Source organism: Candidatus Koribacter versatilis Ellin345 (assembly GCF_000014005.1).
GTDB classification, from domain to species: domain Bacteria; phylum Acidobacteriota; class Terriglobia; order Terriglobales; family Acidobacteriaceae; genus Korobacter; species Korobacter versatilis_A.
Genome location: NC_008009.1, coordinates 1,548,191 through 1,565,912 on the forward strand (window position 1 = coordinate 1,548,191; position 17,722 = coordinate 1,565,912).

A 17,722-nucleotide genomic window follows, 5' to 3' on the forward strand; every position below is an offset into this window, starting at 1 on the left:
TGAGTGTACTTTATGCGTTCGCGGTGGGAATTTATCGTGCTCACTATTCGCTTATATTCTAAGATTTATACATATGAAGAACCGTGAGCGCCGTCCGACGGTCGTCGTGGGGCTGCTTGGAACCACGCTCGACCTTGGGAAACATCCAGACCGCTGGCAGAACTGGCGACCATCGGTGGCAATTTGTCGGCAGCCGGATCTCATTGTCGACCGCTTTGAGTTATTGCATGGGAGGCGCGAGCAATCGCTGGCCGAGTTGGTGCGAGCGGATATCGGGACGGCGTCGCCAGAGACTGAGGTTGTGCTGCACAACGTCGAGTTCAGCGATCCGTGGGACTTCGAGCAGGTCTACGAGAAGCTGTTCTCGTTTGCGCGCGGCTACACGTTCGACGATGGAGAGGACTACCTTGTGCACATCACGACCGGCACTCACGTCGCGCAGATTTGCCTGTTTCTGCTGACGGAGTCGCGGCATATTCCGGGCAAGTTGCTGCAGTCGTCACCGGACCGCGAACGTGGTGGCGCAGGTACGGTGAAGGTCATCGACCTCGATCTGTCGAAGTACGATCGCATCGCATCGCGATTTCGGCAGGAGCAGCAGGAGGGCGCGTCGTTCCTGAAGGGCGGGATTGAGACGCGGAACGAGGGATTCAACCGGTTGATCGAGCGGATTGAGAAGGTGGCGAATGCGACGCGTGATCCGATCCTGCTCACTGGGCCGACCGGCGCGGGAAAGTCACGATTGGCGCGGAAGATCTTCGAACTAAAGAAGCAGCGTCATGCGGTGGCGGCGAACTTTGTGGAGGTGAACTGCGCGACGCTGCGTGGCGATGGCGCGATGTCGGCGCTGTTTGGGCACAGCAAAGGTGCGTTTACCGGGGCGGTGACCGAACGCCTGGGGTTGTTGCGCTCGGCAAACGGCGGCGTGTTGTTCCTGGATGAAATCGGAGAGCTGGGACTCGATGAGCAGGCGATGCTGTTGCGCGCCATTGAAGAGAAGGTGTTTCTGCCTCTCGGGTCCGACAGGGAAGTGAAGAGCGATTTCCAATTGATTGCGGGGACCAACCGCGACCTGTTGCAAGCGGTCCGGGACGGCAAGTTCCGCGAGGACCTGCTCGCGCGTATTAATCTTTGGATGTTTCAACTGCCCGGTCTCGCCGACCGGGTGGAGGACATTGAGCCGAACCTTGCGTTTGAACTGGAGCAATTCGCGGCGAGAAACGGCGATCGAGTGGCGTTCAACAAGGAGGCGTATCAGCACTTCCTGCAATTCGCGCGATCGTCGGAAGCGAAGTGGTCGGGAAATTTCCGCGATCTGAATGCAGCCGTGGTGCGAATGGCGACGCTATCGGCGGGCGGGCGGATTTCGATTGAGATTGTGAGGGAAGAGATTCGGCGGCTTGCTGACTCATGGTCTCGCAGCGAGGGAGGGCATCCGAGCGATCTTTCTCTTGTCGTCGCCCCGGAAGTTCTCGTGCAGATGGATTTGTTCGATCAGTTGCAGCTTGCCCAGGTCGTCGAAGTTTGTCGGGCCGCGCGATCGCTGTCCGTCGCGGGGCGGCGTCTCTTTGGCGTTTCGAGGACCAGGAAGGCAACGGGGAATGATGCTGATCGTCTCAGCAAATACCTGGGACGGTTTGGATTGTCGTGGAACGAAGTGCGCGCAGGGTCCCGCTAGCGAAGAATGTTTCGATGAATTGTTTAGCCGCCGGGCCTATAAGCCGAATTCTGTCCACCGGCTTGCGCCGGCGGGACGACCATTCCTCTGGGCCAATCATTACTGACTGGCTCAAGCGACCTACCCGGAAGTTTGGCGCACCGAGTCAGCACGCATCGCGAGTTGCCCCGCGAACTTCTCCCCTATTTGGTCTTGCTCCGTGTGGGGTTTGCCATGCAACGCGCATCACTGCGCGCCCGGTGCGCTCTTACCGCACCTTTTCACCCTTACCTGCCTTGCGGCGGGCGGTATGTTCTCTGTGGCACTTTCCGTCGAACGCCCTTAACGGCGCCCTCCCGGACGTTATCCGGCACACCACTCTGCGGAGTTCGGACTTTCCTCCCCCACATCAGTACGGCCCCGGCGAACCGGGCGTAAACCGATGCAGCAGCGGCCGTCCGGCCCAGCGGCTAACTTGTCTATTATAGCGGGCTTCAGGATCGAGCTCTGGCGGCGACGATGGCTCGAACGAGACGTACGCCGACGTTTGCTCCCGGACAACGACTCGTAACACCACCGTACTCTCGCACCTCCGCCGCTTCGTGCTACTGTTTTAAGAGACATAATGGTCGACATTCACTCGCATATTCTCCCCATGGTGGACGATGGGGCCCGGTCCTGGGAAGTAGCCATTGAGATGGTGAAAATTGCGGAGCGCGACGGCACTACGCACATGGTCGCCACGCCGCACGCCAACTACGAATACAAGTACGATCGCGAGAGCCATACCAAGTTGCTCGCCGAACTCCAGGGCAAAGTGGGGGACGGGATTAAGCTGATCCTGGGCTGCGATTTTCATTTTTCCTTCGACAACATTGAAGACGCAGTGGCGCACCCGACGCGATACGCGATCGGCGACACGCGCTACATGCTGATCGAACTGAGCGATTTCAGCATCGCGCCGCAGATGCCGAACATGATCTATTCGCTGACGTCGAAGGGGCTGGTGCCGATCCTTACCCATCCTGAGCGCAATCCGATCCTGCAGAACAAGCCCGAGAAGGTCCGCGAGTGGGCGGAAATGGGTGTGCTGGTGCAGGTGACGGCGTCGGCGTTCGTGGGCAAATGGGGCCGCGGCGTGCAGAAACTTGCGCACTGGTACGCCGAACAAGGGCTGTTACACGTGATTGCCAGCGACGCGCATAGCCTCAATCATCGCAACCCGGTGTTGTCAGAAGCGCGCAAGATTATTGCGAAAACGTATGGCGAGGACCTTGCACGCGCGGTGTCGGAGACCAATCCGATGGCCATTGTTACGAACCAGCATCTGCCTGAGATGTGATCCGCATGCGACGGCTGAGGCTCCTGCTGCTCTAATCTGTCTGTCTGCTGAAAGTCGGCAACTGCTGAGATTTGTGGCAAACTCTCCGGGTACACATGTCCGGCGCCTGGGTCCTGCTCATCTTCGGCATTGTTATCGTTTCGACGATGATGCTGCTCCTGCATCTCACGAAACTCGGCCATATCGTTCACTGCCATATTCCGGACCGGCCACGCCGCCGGTTGTTCGTTGCCACGGTGGCGTTTCTTGCGACATTTGTCGGGGTGCGCCTGCTAGTGCTTTGCATTACGCACAGCATCGGGCCATTCGGCTGGGTGATGATGGGCGGCCGCCATATCCACCACCTGGTTTGGGGAATCTTGATCCTGCTGGCGGTGGGCTACGCGTGGCTCGCTGATCTGGGCAGCGGAAACTCGCCCACGGACATCTTTGTTAACCGTCTGCTCGCGAGCATGTATGGCGTGGGCGCCGCTCTGACCCTGGATGAATTCGCCCTCTGGCTGAACCTGCGCGATGTTTACTGGGCGAAGGAGGGCCGCTCTTCCATAGATGCGGTGATCATTTTTGCGGCCCTGCTGGGAATCGGTGCGTGGGGTTCACCGCTGCTTCATCACTTCTTCTTCAAACGGAAGCACACAAAGAAAATCCAGGACGCGGACTGCGAGTAGTCTTGCGCGTAAAGTGCTACGGACAGCGTGAGGCGCTGCCCGTGTCCTCGAAAAATGCGAACTAGTTTTTCACTTGCTGTGCGAGGTAGTTAGCAATTCCCATTTCCTCGATGGCATGTAATTGTGCGTCGAGGAAGTCGGCATGGCGCTCTTCGTCCACGAGCATGTGCTCGAAGAGGTCTTCGGTTCCGCGATCGTTGGCGTCGGCGCAGATCTTCATTGCGTCGTTGTATTCACGAATCGCACCCTGCTCATCTTTTAAGCCGAACTTGAATTGCTCGGTCACGTTGGCGCCGATCTCCGGCTTGAGGCTTACCGTCACTTCCGGCACGGCGTCGAGGAACATGATGCGCTCGATGAGCCCTTCGGCGTGACGCATCTCTTCAATGGCGCGTGCTTTCGTCAGCACCGCTAGCCGCGGATAGCCCCAGTTGCTGCACATTTCCGATTGGGTCATGTATTGCAGAATTGCTGTCATCTCGCCGTGCAGCGCGTGATTCAGTTGTTCGATAACCTTGGGATCGCCTTTCATCCAATTCCTCCGCATACATCGTGCAATGGCAGGAAGGGATAGGGCGGTGATGGAGGTCACGAAGGTTTGTGCGCGAAAAAGCCCGAGACGAGTCTCGGGCTGGTTGCAATTCTGGATTATTACTGCTGCGGTGTGTCGGCGTTCGAATAGCTCCGCGGCCCGGGATCCTCGATGGGGCGGATCGGCGCAATTGTCTTCTTCGGCGGCGCCGGTCGCTGCATCGTGACTTCTTCGGTGTGCGTGACTACGCCCTCGGCTTCTACTGGCTGCGCGCGGTGCTGCGTGATTTCAACCGTGACATTCCGTACCGGTTGGCGGTCGCGCGTAAGTAACTCGACATTCGTACCTTGTTCCCGACGCCGTGCCTGCAACGAGGCCTGCTGCGCATCGGTCACACTGGTGTCGTTCACGCTCGCGATTTCAGCGACCTTCTTGCCTTCCGCGGACTTGCGGGTAGCAACCAGCACCTTCGAATTCGACCGGTTAGCTTCCTGCGCCTTGGCGTAGAAGAAGTCGGCTGTCTCGCGGTCGCCGTCCATTTCAGAGAGGTAGCCCATGTTGTTCAGCGTGAATGCGTTGTTGGGCTCCAGCTTGTAGGCCTGCTGGAAGTATTGGCGAGCGGTCGCGCGCTCATTGCGATTCAGCGCTGATACACCGCGCAGATTCAGACGCGCCACCTGCGCTGCCACGTCTTCCTCTTTGTTCATCAACTTCTGGACTTTCTTGGCGTTGTTGTCGGCGATCTGGTCGATCGGCTTGCCGCGCCAGCTCGGATGCACGCTGACCAGCACCGGCTCACGGGAGCCCGAAGCTGCGGCCTGCGAGTAGTAGCGGTAAGCCTGCTGCAGCTCGCCTTCTTTTTCCTTGGCGTATCCGAGGTTGTTCAGCGTGAAGGGACTCTTCGGATCGAGTGCCAGGGCTTTTTGCAGCGTGACGTCAGCTTCCGGGGCGCGGTCTTTTTCCAGCAGGCTGATGGCGTAGATATTGAGGCGGTTCACGCGCATCTGGTCGTCGGCGGCGCTGCCGGCGACTTGCGCAACAGCTTTGCCCTCGGCTTGCTTCAGGGTGGCCTTATAGACCACGGCCTCGGAATTCTGGTCGGCGGCGAGCGCGTAATAGCGCTGGGCGCGGTCGATTTCGCCGTCGAGCTCGGCCATATAGCCAAGATTGTTCAGCGTGAACGGGTCATCGGGATCGAGTAGGTACGCCTGGTAGAAAAGCTTCTTGGCGTGCTTGTAATCGTGTTTCTCCACGGCCTTTACGCCGTCCTGGTTCAGCTTCTGCACCGGCGTGGGCTTCGACTTCTTGGGTAGCTTCAAGTGGATATCGCCGCCAAACGCGACGCCCGCCAGCGACAACACCAGGGCGGTTGTGCCAATCCAACGCAGGGAACGAGAGGCAATAGCCAAGGGAATTCCTCCGAGCGCACACCCGTCCGTGGAGCGGGCAGCAGCTTCGCTTTCTGTTTGGATGGGAGAAATGGTTCCAGCGTTGTGAGCGGTTGGGAAGGCGCGGTGATTTTTGAGGAAGAACGCTGCTAACTCCTGAGGGCCAATTCAGCATCCAACCGAGCGAGCAGGAGCACTGTTTCGGAGTTTCCGAGTTCCCCGATGATCAAGACCTTATTTCTATCGCTGTTATTGTGCGCAAGCTGTGCGCTGGCGCAGAGCGGCACCCGTCCGGATCCCGTTGCCGGAACTTCCTCGGCCCAGCCCGGAGCCGCTCCGTCAACGACTCCGCAGGCACAGCCAAGTGCTCCTCCGGCGGAGAAACCCGCGACGACGGAACAGAACAATGCGGCCACGCAGGCAACGGATGCCAAGACGCCCGCGCCGGCCTCCACGCAGCCACCGACCAACACCAACGACCAGGGTGCTGCCGGCCAAAGCTCTGCGCCGGAGCAGTCCACGCCGAAGCAGAATGCCAAGCCGCAGAGCGATGCTGCGCCGAACATGGCGAATGTCGAGATAACGCCAGCAGTGAGTGGCGCTCCCGAAACTAAGATTCTTGATTCCTCGGCCGTGGGTAAGCATACCGGCGTGACCGGCGCTCCCGATCCGCTGCTCGATGTGCCGCCACTGCCGAAGGGCAAGCCGACGCTGATTGGGGGCGTCGCGACGAAGGTGGACCGCATCCATAGCCGGGTTACGGTTGAGCCTTACGGCGCGAAGAACAAGATGCCGATCTACATCGACGAGCGCTCGCACATTTATCGCAACGGTGTCGAGACGACGATCCAGAGCATCAAGAAGGGCGACCGCGTTTATTTCGACACCATGCTTGACGGCGCCAACGTCTTCGCGAAAAACGTGCGCGTGATCAGCGAAACCGGCGCAGCCGAAGTGCGCGGCCGGATCACTTCGTACGACGCCGCGCGCGGCGTCATTCAGTTGCAGGATGCACTCTCGTCGAAACCAGTCAGCTTCCGCATCAGCAACCAGACGCAGGTGAAAGCGCAGCAGGGAACAGCGTCTATGGGCGACATCGCCAAAGGCGCGCTGGTGGATGTGGTGTTTGCGCCCGACAAGGCGAACCGCGGGATCGCGAAGGAAGTGACACTTCTAGCGAAGCCGGGTGCGAGTTATACGTTCGCCGGCGTGATTACCAACGTCAATCTTCGCGATGGCGTGGTATCGGTGGAAAACCAGACCGACGGCAAGGTGTACGACATCGAGTTTGACGGCCACAGCAAGAGCGAACGCTCAGGGCTGAAGATCGGGAACTCGGTGAACATCGCCGCGACTTTCGATGGCGAGAACTACCGCGCCACGAACGTCACCGTGACCGAAGCCGCCGCGAAGCCGAAGGATCGGCCGGACCAGAAGAAGCCGAAGGCCGACTCCGACGACGACAAGGACTAAATTCCAGAGCGGGCTGCAAAGTTTATGCTCTCGGCGATATGCTTGCCGGGAGCATTCGCTTTTTGAGCCAGGGCGAGAGCATGCAGGATGACGTCATCATCATCGGCGCGGGAGTGAGCGGCCTAGCTGCGGCTGCCGAACTCCACGAAGCTGGTCTTCGTGTGCGAATTCTGGAGGCTCGCGACCGCATCGGCGGCCGCGTTTGGTCGTTGCCGGTGCAAGGCGTGGAGCAGGCGGTTGAACTGGGAGCGGAGTTTATCCATGGAAAACCGCCGGAACTCTTCGACATCGCTAAACAGGCCCGATTGGATCCCGTTGAACTCGGGGGCGAGAACTTTGCGTCGGATGGCGATAGGGTTCGGCGCTTCGATTTCTTCCAGCATAGCGAGTCGGTGCTCAACAAACTCGACGATAAAGCACCAGACCGGTCGTTCCTGGAATTCCTGCGCGAGCATGGAGCCGAAACGAAGCCCGACGCGCAGTGGGCATTGCGCTATGTGCGCGGATTTCACGCGGCTGATCCGGGGCTGATCAGCGTCCATGCGATGGTGCGCGAGGGTGAAGCCGAAGAAGAGATTGATGGCGATAAGCAGTTTCGGCCGAGCCATGGTTACCAGGCTTTGCTCGACTGGTATTTGAAGCGGCTGGAAGGCGCGCCCATCGAAGTGAATCACGCTGTCCAGCATGTGAGTTGGAGTTCCGATGGCGTTGCGACCCTGACGATGCAAGGAAACGTGCGACGCTACACGATGGCAAGCAAAGCCATCATTACGTTGCCGCTGGCGTTGCTGCAAGCGGGCGCAGTGAAGTTTCATCCGGACCTTCCCGAGAAATGGACGGCTGCGAACAAGCTGGCCATGGGCAAGGTGCTTCGCGTGACTTTGCAATTCCGCGAGCGGTTCTGGGCCGTGAAGAAAGACGGTCCGCCGGACCTGCACAAGATGCATTTCCTCATGGCAGACGATGATTATTTCCCGACCTGGTGGACGATGCACCCGGTTGAATCGCCGCTGCTCGTCGGGTGGGCGCCGGATGTTTGTGCAGATAAGCTTCGCGGGATGTCGCATGAGGAAGTGGTTGCGCAGGCGAAGGCATCTTTGCAGCGAGCGCTGCCGATGTATGCAGCGGAAATTACGAACTCTTTCATCTCCGGATACTTTCACGACTGGCTGGCTGATCCGTACGCGCTCGGGGCTTACAGCTACGTGAAAGCTGGAGGGCTGGGGGCGCAGGAGGCGCTGGCTTCTCCGGTTGCCGATACGTTGTTTTTTGCGGGGGAGGCGACAGAGTCGCAGGGCCATCACGCCACGGTGCATGGCGCCATCGCTACCGGGTTGCGAGCGGCGGAGGAAGTAAAGCGGGCGCTCACATCGCGCAGGTGACACATCGCACAGCGACCTGTGTCCGTCATCACAGACCCTTCCCATCCCTGCACGTACCCTGCGAGTGTGGGGCATTCCCACCAGAGCAACTGATCTTTGAAATGAACCGCCGTCCTGGCGACGAAATGACCCGCTGTCATGGCGACCGGAGAATCCGCATAGCGATGCGGACTCGGAGTGGAGCTACCTTCTGTTTCAAGGTTTTCCACCCGAACTCCTTTGTTTTCAAATTTTTGCCTCTAACCCCTTGTGGCTCAAATTTTTACGAGATTTCCACAGGCTAAGTTGCTGAAAACAAAATATAGGGGGGAGGGGGGTACCCCCTCAATGAAGGCGAAGAAAAGGCACGCCCAAAGCGTGCCCTTCACGAAGCGTCTCGCGCTTATTGTTGCGTCTGTTTCGGCACCACGTAGACCGCAGTTCCATACGCCAGGACTTCGGTGACGCCCTGCATGACTTCGGTGGCGTCGTAACGCGCGCCGATGACGGCATTCGCGCCGAGTTGGGCGGCATGCTGGATCATGAGTTCGAAGGCCTCATTGCGGGTCCGCTCGCAGAGTTCGGTGAGGATGGTGATGTTGCCACCGACGAGCGTTTGCAAACTTGCGCCGATGTTGCCGATGATCGAGCGCGAGCGTACGACGATGCCTCGTACGACGCCCAGGTTCTTGACGATGGTGAACTCGTCGAGTTCAAAAGCGGTGCTGACCATGTGATGCGCTACAACGCCACGCGGCGGAGCTGCGGTTGCCATTGAGTTCGTTCCCTCCTTGGGGAAGTCGCAGACAGTTTAGCGCGGGAATGGCCGCTGTGAGCAACGCTGCGCGAATATTACAGGCCATTGATTTATTGCTGAGAAGCGATTGGGAATTCGGCGTTAGGTTTTTAGGCATCAGGGGAGCCGCAACATCGACTACAGCGCTCTCGTATTGCTAACCCCTAATTCCTAATGCCTAACTCCTTGCAGTTGCCGGCAGAGTGCGTGCCGCACTAACGAGCGCTTGCTGCAGATCGCGAATATGTTCTTCCGTCGTTAAGTAGCTGATGATCATCATGCGCAAGACGCTGCGACCATTCACCATCGTGGGCGAGATCCAGCGCTGGCCGTCGCGGGTGACTTCTTCGACGATGCGCGTGTGGGCTGCGGCGAGATCTTGCTCGGGCACGCCCTTCAGGCGGAAATTGAGGATCGGTAATACCTGCGGCACGGCGAGTTCGAAGAGATCGGATTGTTCGAACCAGTCGGCTGCGACTTTCGCGAGCTGAAGTTGACGGTCGATGAGCTCTTCGTAGGCGGCGCGGCCGTGAACTTTGAGCGTGAGGTAGACCTTGAGCGAGTTCATGCGGCGCGACCACTGCGTGCTGACCTTGAAGTTGTCGGTCATGGCGGCGTTGGCAAGCTTGGGCATATAGGGCGTCGAGACCTCGAAGGCATCGCGCAAGGCCTGAGGATGGCGGGTGAGGATGACACCGGCGGCGAAGGGCATGGCGAGCCACTTGTGCGGATCGATGGTCACGGAGTCGGTGCGCTCGATGCCGCGGACCAAGTCGCGATGCTTGTCGCTGAAGATGGCAGCAGCACCGTAGGCACCATCGAGATGGAGCCAGAGATTGTGCTTCTCGCAGATGTCGGCCAGGGCAGAGATGTCGTCCACGGCGCCGGAGTTGGTGGTACCGGCGGTGGCGACTACGCAGAAAGGCTTGTATCCCGCAGATCGATCGTTATCGATTTCCTTAACTAATTTTTCAGGATCAAGCTGGATGCGATCGTTGATCGGAATGCGGCGGAGTGCCTTGCGTCCGAGACCGAGGAGACCGACCGATTTGTCGAGCGAGTGATGGGCTTCCGCAGAGCAGTAGACGACGGGCTGCGCGCCGATGGAGGCGACGCCGTTTTCGATAGCGTCGGGGAAGTGGTGGGCCAGGGCGAGGGCGAGGCCGGAGAAGTTGGCTTCGTTGCCGCCGCTGGTGAAGGTGCCGTCGAAGGCGGAGTTCCAGCCGACGCGTTCGCCGATCCAGCGGACGGTTTCATTTTCAATCTTGCTGGCCAGTTGGGAACGTGCGAGGGATGCGAGTTGCGGATTGAGCGCGGAGACGAGAGCTTCCGCGAGAACCGCCATGTATGTCGGCGTGGGATTCATCAGGCCGAAGTAGTTAGCGGCGGGAACGTGGAAGCCGCGGTCAATGAGCTCGGTGGTGAGGTCGTCGAGAACGCGGGTGGCGTCGTCGCCGAGCTCGGGCATGGGCTCGGCGAGCGGGCTGAAGGTGCGTTCGTTGGCTGGGAGTTGGACGTTGCGCGTGGGCAGCGACTCGAAAAAGTCGTTGATGCGGTCGATGAGTTGATAGCCGAGTCGCTGTCGTTCGTCGCGTGTAAGTTCGAAGCCCATGCTTCTTAGACTACTTGTTTTCGCTCGCGCTGCAAAAGTTGACGCTTGCGTTCGACGCCCCAGCGATAGCCGCTGAGATCGCCCGAGGCGGCGACCACGCGATGGCAGGGGATCGCGATGGCGACGCGGTTCGAGGCGCAGGCGCGCGCGACCGCACGCGAGGCCGATGGCGCGCCGAGCTTCGCGGCGAGGCCGCTGTAGGTGAGGGTTTCGCCGGGCTTGGTGTTGCGCAGGAGTTGCCAGACTTTGGCCTGGAACGCTGTGGCGTGGATATCGATGGGGATCGATGTGAGGAATTCGTTGCCTTCGATGTGCGCGGCTATCGCGTCGAGATATTGCTCGACAGCGTCGTCGTTGCGGGTGATCTCGGCGGCGTGGAATTCCTTGCGGAGGTCGGACTCGAGCTTCTTGGCGTTGTCGCCGAAGCTGATCGTGCAGACGCCTTTCTCTGTCGCGGCGATCAGGATGTGGCCGATCTCGGAGTCGCGAATTCCGAAGGCGATGTGCGCGCCGCGGCCGCCGCGGCCGTAGCTGGCGGGCGTCATGCCGAGGACAGCGTCGGACTTTTCGTAGAGACGGCTGGGGGAACCGAAGCCGGCGTCGTACATGGATCCGGTGACGTCCTGCGAGGTCTTCAGCTTCGACTTGAAGTCTTCCAGTTTGTGGCTGGCGAGATACTCGCGCACTGTCACGCCGAGGACGGTGCGGAAGATCTGGTTCAGGCGGCGCAGTGCCAGGCCCTCGCGCGCGGCGATGTCTTCGGGCGAGAGGCCCTTGTAGTCGTCGGTGAGTTCGCGGCAGATGCGGGCAACGTGGGAGGCGATGTTCTCAGTCTTCGGGGCGCAGCGGCGGCAGGCGCGGTAGCCCTTCTGCTCGGCTTCTTTCGGATTGGCGAAGAATTCAACCTGTTCGCGGTTAGGGCGCTTGCTCGGGCACGTCGGGCGGCAGTAAATATGCGTGCTGCGGACGGCGTAAACGAAGCGGCCATCGGCGGCGGCGTCGCGCTGGAGGACCTTCTCCCACATGGTTTCTGTACTCATCTCGTTCACCTCGAGTTTTAGAGTACGGGGCTTCATGGTTGGGTGATATCCGGGGAGTGTGGTCAAACTTCATTGTAAAACGATGCGAGCTGGCCGGGAATTCTGGGACGAGTGGTGCATTTGGCGCTGGCCAAAGTCTTGACTGATGTCTGTCAGAGGCATATATGTTTATGCCATATATGAAGAGCCACCGGGCAACACTCGATCGGGAATTAAAAAAGGGTAGTGCGGAGTTGCTGGTGCTTTCACTGCTGGAAGGCCGTCCACGGCACGGATACGAAATCAGCCAGATGATTGAGTTGCGCTCGGAGGGAGCGGTGCGGTTCAACGTGGCATCGTTTTATCCGCTGCTATACCGGCTGGAGAAGCGCGGCTGGATTGTGGGGCGCTGGGTGGAAAAGGCGGGGCAGCGGCGTCGCCGGTACTATCGGCTGACGGCGCAAGGCAAGCAGACGCTGAAGGAGCAGCAGAGCACATGGCTGCAATTTGTGGCCGCGATGCAGCGAATTACGGGGCTGCGCCATGCCTGATTTTCGCGAGTTGGTGAGAGGGTGTCTGCAGGAATTGCGGCTTCCTGGTCCGCGAGAGGCGGAGATCGTTGAGGAAGTGGCGCAGCATTTGAGCGATCGTTACGACGGGCTGAGGTCCATGAACGTACCGGAGGCTGAGGCACTGCGGACGATTGAGGCGGAACTCGGGGCACGCGACCTGGCCAACGAATTCAAACAGGTGGAACGCATGGGAACGGAGACCGTTGCACTTGGATCGGGCGGCGGGCGGCCGTGGACGGGGCTGAGGCAAGACTTGCGTTATGCGGTGCGGGCACTGCGCGCGAGCCCGATTTTTTCGGCAGTGTGCATTGCATCGCTGGCGCTGGGAATCGGCGCGAATACGGCCATCTTTCAGCTTCTGGACGCGGTACGCATGCGGTTGCTGCCGGTGCGGAACCCGCAGGAACTCGCGATGATACGGCCGACCAATCTGGGTCGCACCGGGCATGGCGCTGGTGATTTTTCGTACATGACGAACGGCCTGTGGATGCAGGTGAAGCAACAGCAGCAGGGATTCAGCGATGTATTTGCCTTTGGCGGCTGGCCGACGTTCAACCTTGCGAATGGCGGAGAGGCGCGCTACGCGCACGGATTGTGGGTGAGCGGCGAATTCTTCGATGCGCTTGGAGTGCAGCCACTGCTCGGACGCGTGCTGCACGCGCCCGATGACCATCCGGGATGCGGTGTGGTGGGCGCCGTGATCAGCTATCCGTTCTGGCAGCGCGAGTACGGCGGCGATATGAATGTGGTCGGGAGGACGGTGCGGCTCGAGGGGCACCCGTTCCCGATTCTCGGAGTGACGCCTGCGTCGTTTTATGGGATGGAGATTGGGCGGCAGTTCGATGTAGCCGTGCCACTGTGCTCGGAGCCGGTGATCAATGGCGAAGACAATTTCTACAACATGCCGCGCGGGTGGTGGCTCACGGTGATGGGGCGGCTGAAGCCGGGCTGGACGTTTGCCAAGGCTTCGGCACAACTGAATGCGATCTCCGCGAGCGCATTCCGCGAGACGCTGCCTCCGCAGTTTCAAGCGGACACAGCGAAGCAATACCTGGGGAAGAAACTCGCTGCGTACCCGGCGGCAAACGGGGTCTCCGAACTGCGCGAAAAGTACGAAACTCCACTGTGGTTGCTGCTGGCGATTGCTGGGTCAGTGCTGCTGATTGCCTGCGCGAACCTTGCGAATTTGATGCTGGCGCGAGCGAGTTCCCGGGAACGCGAGATTGCGGTGCGAATGGCGCTTGGCGCGGAGCGAGTTCGTATTCTGCGGCAGTTGCTGGTGGAGAGCCTGCTGCTGGCAAGTGGCGGAGCAGTGTTCGGACTGTTGCTGGCGTTCGGGTTGAGCCGGCTGCTGGTGCGGTACCTCGGACAAACCCTGTTCGTGAACCTGGCAGTGGATTGGCGGGTGCTCGGGTTTGGCGCCGGACTGGCGATGCTAACCGCTTGCCTGTTCGGACTCGGACCGGCGATACGGGCGACGAAGGCGTCCCCGGCACGGCTGATGAACAGCTCCGGCCGTGGTCAGAGTGCGACCCGCGAGCGGGTGAGTTTGCGCAAGGTGCTGGTAGCGTCGCAAGTGGCGGTGTCACTGGTGCTGGTGGCAGGGGCGTTGTTGTTCTCTGGAAGCTTGCGGCGAATCCTGGCACAGGATGCGGGTTTCCGGCGCGATGGCGTGTTGGTCATGATGATGGATTTTTCATCGCTTCAATTGCCCACAGAGGCGCGCCTGCCCTTAAAGCGAACATTGCTGGAGCGCGTACGCGCAGTCCCGGGAATCGAGAGCGCAGCGGAAGTGATGTTTGGACCGTTCATGGGCAATGGATGGAACGATCGCATTGTTGTGGACGGGAAGAAACAAGAGACAACTTCGATCGAAGACACAATCACCGAGGGTTACTTCCAAACGATGCAAACGCCGCTGCTGATGGGGCGTGACTTCGACGCTCAGGATACGGCGACCTCGCAGCCGGTGGCAATCGTGAACCAGAAATTCGCGAAGGTGCTGCTGGGAACAAATAACCCCATCGGGAGGACGTTCAAGGTGGAGGTTTACGTTGGTGAGAGGCAGCCGGAGTGGGTGGTGGTGGGGATGGTGAAGGACAGCAAGTTCGACGATATGCGGGACGAGTTTGAGCCGATGGCGTACTACCCGCAGTCACAAAATCGGTCGGACCGGCCGGACACGGAAGTGGTTGTGCGCTCGCAACTGGATCCGGCTTCGCTCATGGCGTCGTTGCGGCGCGTGTCGGCGGACGTAAATCCTGGGATAACGCTGGAGTTCCACGATCTACGCCGTGAAATCGAAAACAGCCTTTTGCGCGAACGGCTGCTGGCCACGCTGAGCGGCTTCTTCGGAGTGCTCGCGATCTTGCTGGCGGCGATTGGACTGTACGGCGTGATTGCGTACGGCGTGGCGCGGAGGACAAATGAGATCGGGATACGCATGGCGCTGGGCGCAATCCGCTGGCACATTGTGCGGATGATCGTGAGCGAGGCACTGGCGCTGACGGTGACTGGGGCGGTGTTCGGTGTGGCGCTGACGGTGATCGTCGCACGGAGCGCGGCGAGTTTGCTCTACGGCCTGACCGCGCATGATCCGTTGATGCTCACGGCGGCGGCGGTGGCGCTGTTGGCGGTGTGCTTGATCGCGAGCGCGATTCCGGCGATCCGCGCGGCACGGCTGGACCCGATGACGGCGTTGCGAGAAGAGTAAGACCTATTCGGCGACCACGATGATTTCGGGGCTGGAGTTGAACTTTCGCCGCGAAATCTACCACAGAGGCACAGAGTGCACAGAGGTTGTGAACTCTTCTAGTGACGCGTGGAGGGCCGGTCACCACGGTAATAGCCCCTGCGTTTGGCTTCTTCAATTTGCTCCGCGTTCAGGTCGAGGCAGCACCACATGCAATGGTAAGGAGGTTGGTTACCGCAGCCACAGGGTTCCCAATCCTTGCACGTGCAGAATCGCTGCTCGGTTTCGCTCATGGCTCAGCAGGTTCCTCCTGCTCCGGTCGCAGCAGCGGGAAGAGGATTACGTCGCGGATCGATTTGCTGTTGGTCAGGAGCATCACCGTACGGTCGATGCCGATGCCCATGCCTCCCGTCGGCGGCATGCCGTAGCTCAGGGCGCGGACGTAGTCTTCGTCCATCTGATGGGCTTCTTCGTCGCCGCGGGCGCGTTCGGCTAACTGCATTTCGAAGCGCTTACGCTGCTCGATGGGATCGTTGAGTTCGCTGAAGGCGTTGCCGATTTCCATGCCGGCGCAGAAGACTTCGAAGCGCTCCACCCACTCCGGATCTTCGCGGTGGTTCTTGCTGAGCGGCGAGATCTCGACCGGGAAGTCGTAAAGGATTGTCGGCTGCACGAGGTGCTCCTCGGAGAGGGCCTCGAACATTGCGGCGATGGTTACGCCCTTCGGCGCATTCACCTGGAAGGGCATGAGCTTCAGTTCGCTGAGGTGCTTGCCCATCGCGGCGACCTTTTCGGCGCTGGAGAAGTCTTCGAACGCGGGCTTGGGGCCGGCGTTCTCGGGCCAGTACTTCAGGATGGCGTCGCGCATGGTGAGACGTTCCATCTTGCTGAAGTCGAGGGTGTGGTCGCCGTACTGGACCGTGGTCCCGCCCGTGACTTCGGTGGCGAGCTGGCGGAAGAGCTCTTCCGTCAAGGTCATGAGGTCGAAGTAATCGGCGTAGGCCCAGTAGAACTCGAGCATGGTGAACTCGGGGTTGTGCCGGGTACTGATGCCTTCGTTACGGAAGTTGCGGTTGATCTCGTAGACGCGGTCGATGCCGCCCACGACGAGCCGCTTGAGATAGAGCTCGGGCGCGATGCGCAGGTAGAGATCCATGTCGAGCGTGTTGTGGTGGGTGGTGAACGGACGTGCAGCAGCGCCTCCGTACTGGCTTTGGAGCATCGGGGTCTCGACTTCGACGAAACCGCGCTGGTCGAAAAAGCTGCGCATCGTCTGGAGGATGCGGGCACGCTTGATGAAGACCTCGCGGACGTCGGGGTCCATGTTCATGTCCACGTAACGGCGGCGGTAGCGCAGTTCGACGTCGGTGAGGCCGTGCCATTTTTCGGGCAGCGGGAGAAGGTCCTTGGCTAAGAAGGTGATTTCTTCGACGTGGATGCTGAGTTCGCCGGTGCGGGTGCGGAAGAGGTATCCCTTGGCGCCGATGAAGTCGCCGAGATCGAGCAGCTTATAAAGGGCGAAGCCTTTTTCGCCGACGTTGTCGAGCCGCACGTAGAGCTGGAGCTTCTTGCCGTTCTGCTGGAGGTGGGCGAAGCCGGCCTTGCCCTGGCCGCGGATGGACATGAGGCGGCCGGCGACGCGGACGTCGATGTGATGGGCCTCGAGTTCTTCGCCAGTCTTGGACTCGAACTGCTCCCAGATCTCGGGGACGGTGTGGGTCGTCTCGTATTTGAACGGGTAGGCGCGCTGGCCGAGGGCTTCGATCTGCTTCAGCTTCTCGAGGCGAAGCTGGTAAATATTGTCTTCTAACGACACGGAATGTCCTTAACAGAAGGTTTTAGGTCTTAGGAATTAGGAATTAGGGAAGACCGTGAACTCGAGGCCTAATTCCTAATGGCTAACGCCTGTTTTTTCGCGACGTGACGAGCGTCACAGCGCGTCGGTATCGAACCGTTGATTATAGAGGACGGACAAGGAAGCTTTCTTATGCCGCAGAATTACGTTCCTATCTTTATATTCCTGCTCGTCGCGTTCGGGATTGGCGCCGGGACCCTGATGCTCTTTAAGCTGGCACGGCCAGCGAAGCCCAGCAAAGTGAAGCTGATGCCGTATGAGTGCGGTATCGATCCGTTCGATTCGTCGCGGCAGCGCTATACCATCCGGTTTTATATCGTCGCGATCCTGTTCGTGGTGTTCGACGTGGAAACCATCTTCCTGTTCCCGTGGGCGGTGCAGTTCAAGGCGCTCGGAGTATTTGGACTGGTGGAGATGCTGCTGTTCCTGGGGATTCTGATTGCCGGATATGCGTGGGTTTGGAAGAAGGGCGCGTTGGAGTGGGTGTAGAGGCGGGTTATTAGGCTTTAGGTGTTAGGAGAGGCGGCTATGGGCCGCCTTTCTTTATGCGTTGAAAAGTGCAATGTCCCACTTTCATGGGAGGTTGATTCCCGCTTCGTCCTGCGAGTTCTTGTGGATGCGGGGAGGCGCATGAATGGCGGGTTTGCGAGTGCATTGTGATATGGGTCACACCTCCTCGTGACCTGCGTCGCATCTGAGCAGCCCAACTCATTGGTAGAAAAGACTGTCCCAATCCGAGACCTGCCGGGTTGGTA

14 protein-coding genes and 1 other RNA gene are annotated in these 17,722 nt (G+C 59.8%); 8 read left to right on the forward strand and 7 right to left on the reverse strand.

Going from position 1 to position 17,722, the window contains the following annotated elements:
* Positions 1–73 precede the first annotated feature (73 nt).
* On the forward strand, positions 74–1,678 hold the full coding sequence (gene rtcR / locus ACID345_RS06555) for an RNA repair transcriptional activator RtcR (protein ID WP_041855507.1): 1,605 nt from the start codon (positions 74–76) through the stop codon (positions 1,676–1,678).
* Positions 1,679–1,701: 23 nt separating this feature from the next.
* On the opposite strand, the gene rnpB is transcribed toward rtcR, so the two are convergent.
* Positions 1,702–2,127, reverse strand: an RNA gene (gene rnpB, locus ACID345_RS26150) — RNase P RNA component class A.
* 155 nt (positions 2,128–2,282) lie between these two features.
* Here rnpB and ACID345_RS06560 point away from each other — a divergent pair.
* Entirely contained in the window at positions 2,283–2,999 is a 717-nt protein-coding gene (locus ACID345_RS06560) for a tyrosine-protein phosphatase (protein WP_011522079.1), read from the forward strand.
* Positions 3,000–3,094: 95 nt separating this feature from the next.
* Positions 3,095–3,667 (forward strand): hypothetical protein, encoded by a 573-nt coding sequence (locus ACID345_RS06565; RefSeq protein ID WP_011522080.1) that lies wholly within the window; start codon positions 3,095–3,097, stop codon positions 3,665–3,667.
* Positions 3,668–3,728: 61 nt separating this feature from the next.
* Here ACID345_RS06565 and bfr read toward each other — a convergent pair whose 3' ends face one another.
* On the reverse strand, positions 3,729–4,199 hold the full coding sequence (gene bfr, locus ACID345_RS06570) for a bacterioferritin (protein WP_011522081.1): 471 nt from the start codon (positions 4,197–4,199) through the stop codon (positions 3,729–3,731).
* Positions 4,200–4,318: 119 nt separating this feature from the next.
* Positions 4,319–5,608, reverse strand: a complete 1,290-nt coding sequence (locus ACID345_RS06575; RefSeq protein ID WP_011522082.1) for a tetratricopeptide repeat protein — start codon at positions 5,606–5,608, stop codon at positions 4,319–4,321.
* Between the two features lie 201 nt (positions 5,609–5,809).
* Here ACID345_RS06575 and ACID345_RS06580 point away from each other — a divergent pair, with 201 nt between their 5' ends.
* A complete protein-coding gene (locus tag ACID345_RS06580) occupies positions 5,810–7,060 on the forward strand; it encodes a hypothetical protein (RefSeq protein WP_011522083.1) in 1,251 nt (416 codons plus the stop codon).
* A gap of 62 nt (positions 7,061–7,122) precedes the next feature.
* Positions 7,123–8,442, forward strand: coding sequence for a flavin monoamine oxidase family protein (locus tag ACID345_RS06585; RefSeq protein ID WP_320408722.1), 1,320 nt, complete (start codon positions 7,123–7,125; stop codon positions 8,440–8,442).
* Positions 8,443–8,824: 382 nt separating this feature from the next.
* On the opposite strand, the gene ACID345_RS06590 is transcribed toward ACID345_RS06585, so the two are convergent.
* The 3 genes from ACID345_RS06590 to ACID345_RS06600 form a co-directional block, all read right to left on the reverse strand.
* The gene (locus ACID345_RS06590) at positions 8,825–9,196 is read right to left on the reverse strand and encodes a YbjQ family protein (RefSeq protein ID WP_011522085.1); all 372 of its coding nucleotides are present in this window, start codon (positions 9,194–9,196) and stop codon (positions 8,825–8,827) included.
* A 199-nt stretch (positions 9,197–9,395) separates the two neighbouring features.
* Positions 9,396–10,829 (reverse strand): pyridoxal phosphate-dependent decarboxylase family protein, encoded by a 1,434-nt coding sequence (locus ACID345_RS06595; RefSeq protein ID WP_011522086.1) that lies wholly within the window; start codon positions 10,827–10,829, stop codon positions 9,396–9,398.
* Between the two features lie 5 nt (positions 10,830–10,834).
* A complete protein-coding gene (locus ACID345_RS06600; RefSeq protein WP_049761762.1) occupies positions 10,835–11,905 on the reverse strand; it encodes a bifunctional transcriptional activator/DNA repair enzyme AdaA in 1,071 nt (356 codons plus the stop codon).
* Positions 11,906–12,048: 143 nt separating this feature from the next.
* Here ACID345_RS06600 and ACID345_RS06605 point away from each other — a divergent pair, with 143 nt between their 5' ends.
* The gene (locus tag ACID345_RS06605) at positions 12,049–12,399 is read left to right on the forward strand and encodes a PadR family transcriptional regulator (protein WP_041855508.1); all 351 of its coding nucleotides are present in this window, start codon (positions 12,049–12,051) and stop codon (positions 12,397–12,399) included.
* Positions 12,392–15,133: an ABC transporter permease gene (locus tag ACID345_RS06610; RefSeq protein ID WP_011522089.1), complete on the forward strand. Its 2,742-nt coding sequence runs from the start codon at positions 12,392–12,394 to the stop codon at positions 15,131–15,133. The genes ACID345_RS06605 and ACID345_RS06610 overlap by 8 nt, the downstream gene beginning before the upstream one ends.
* A 268-nt stretch (positions 15,134–15,401) precedes the next feature.
* Here ACID345_RS06610 and lysS read toward each other — a convergent pair whose 3' ends face one another.
* Complete coding sequence (gene lysS, locus ACID345_RS06615; protein ID WP_011522090.1) at positions 15,402–16,928, reverse strand: lysine--tRNA ligase; 1,527 nt, start codon at positions 16,926–16,928, stop codon at positions 15,402–15,404.
* A 171-nt stretch (positions 16,929–17,099) separates the two neighbouring features.
* Here lysS and ACID345_RS06620 point away from each other — a divergent pair, with 171 nt between their 5' ends.
* The gene (locus ACID345_RS06620) at positions 17,100–17,456 is read left to right on the forward strand and encodes an NADH-quinone oxidoreductase subunit A (protein ID WP_011522091.1); all 357 of its coding nucleotides are present in this window, start codon (positions 17,100–17,102) and stop codon (positions 17,454–17,456) included.
* The last annotated feature ends 266 nt before the right edge of the window (positions 17,457–17,722 follow it).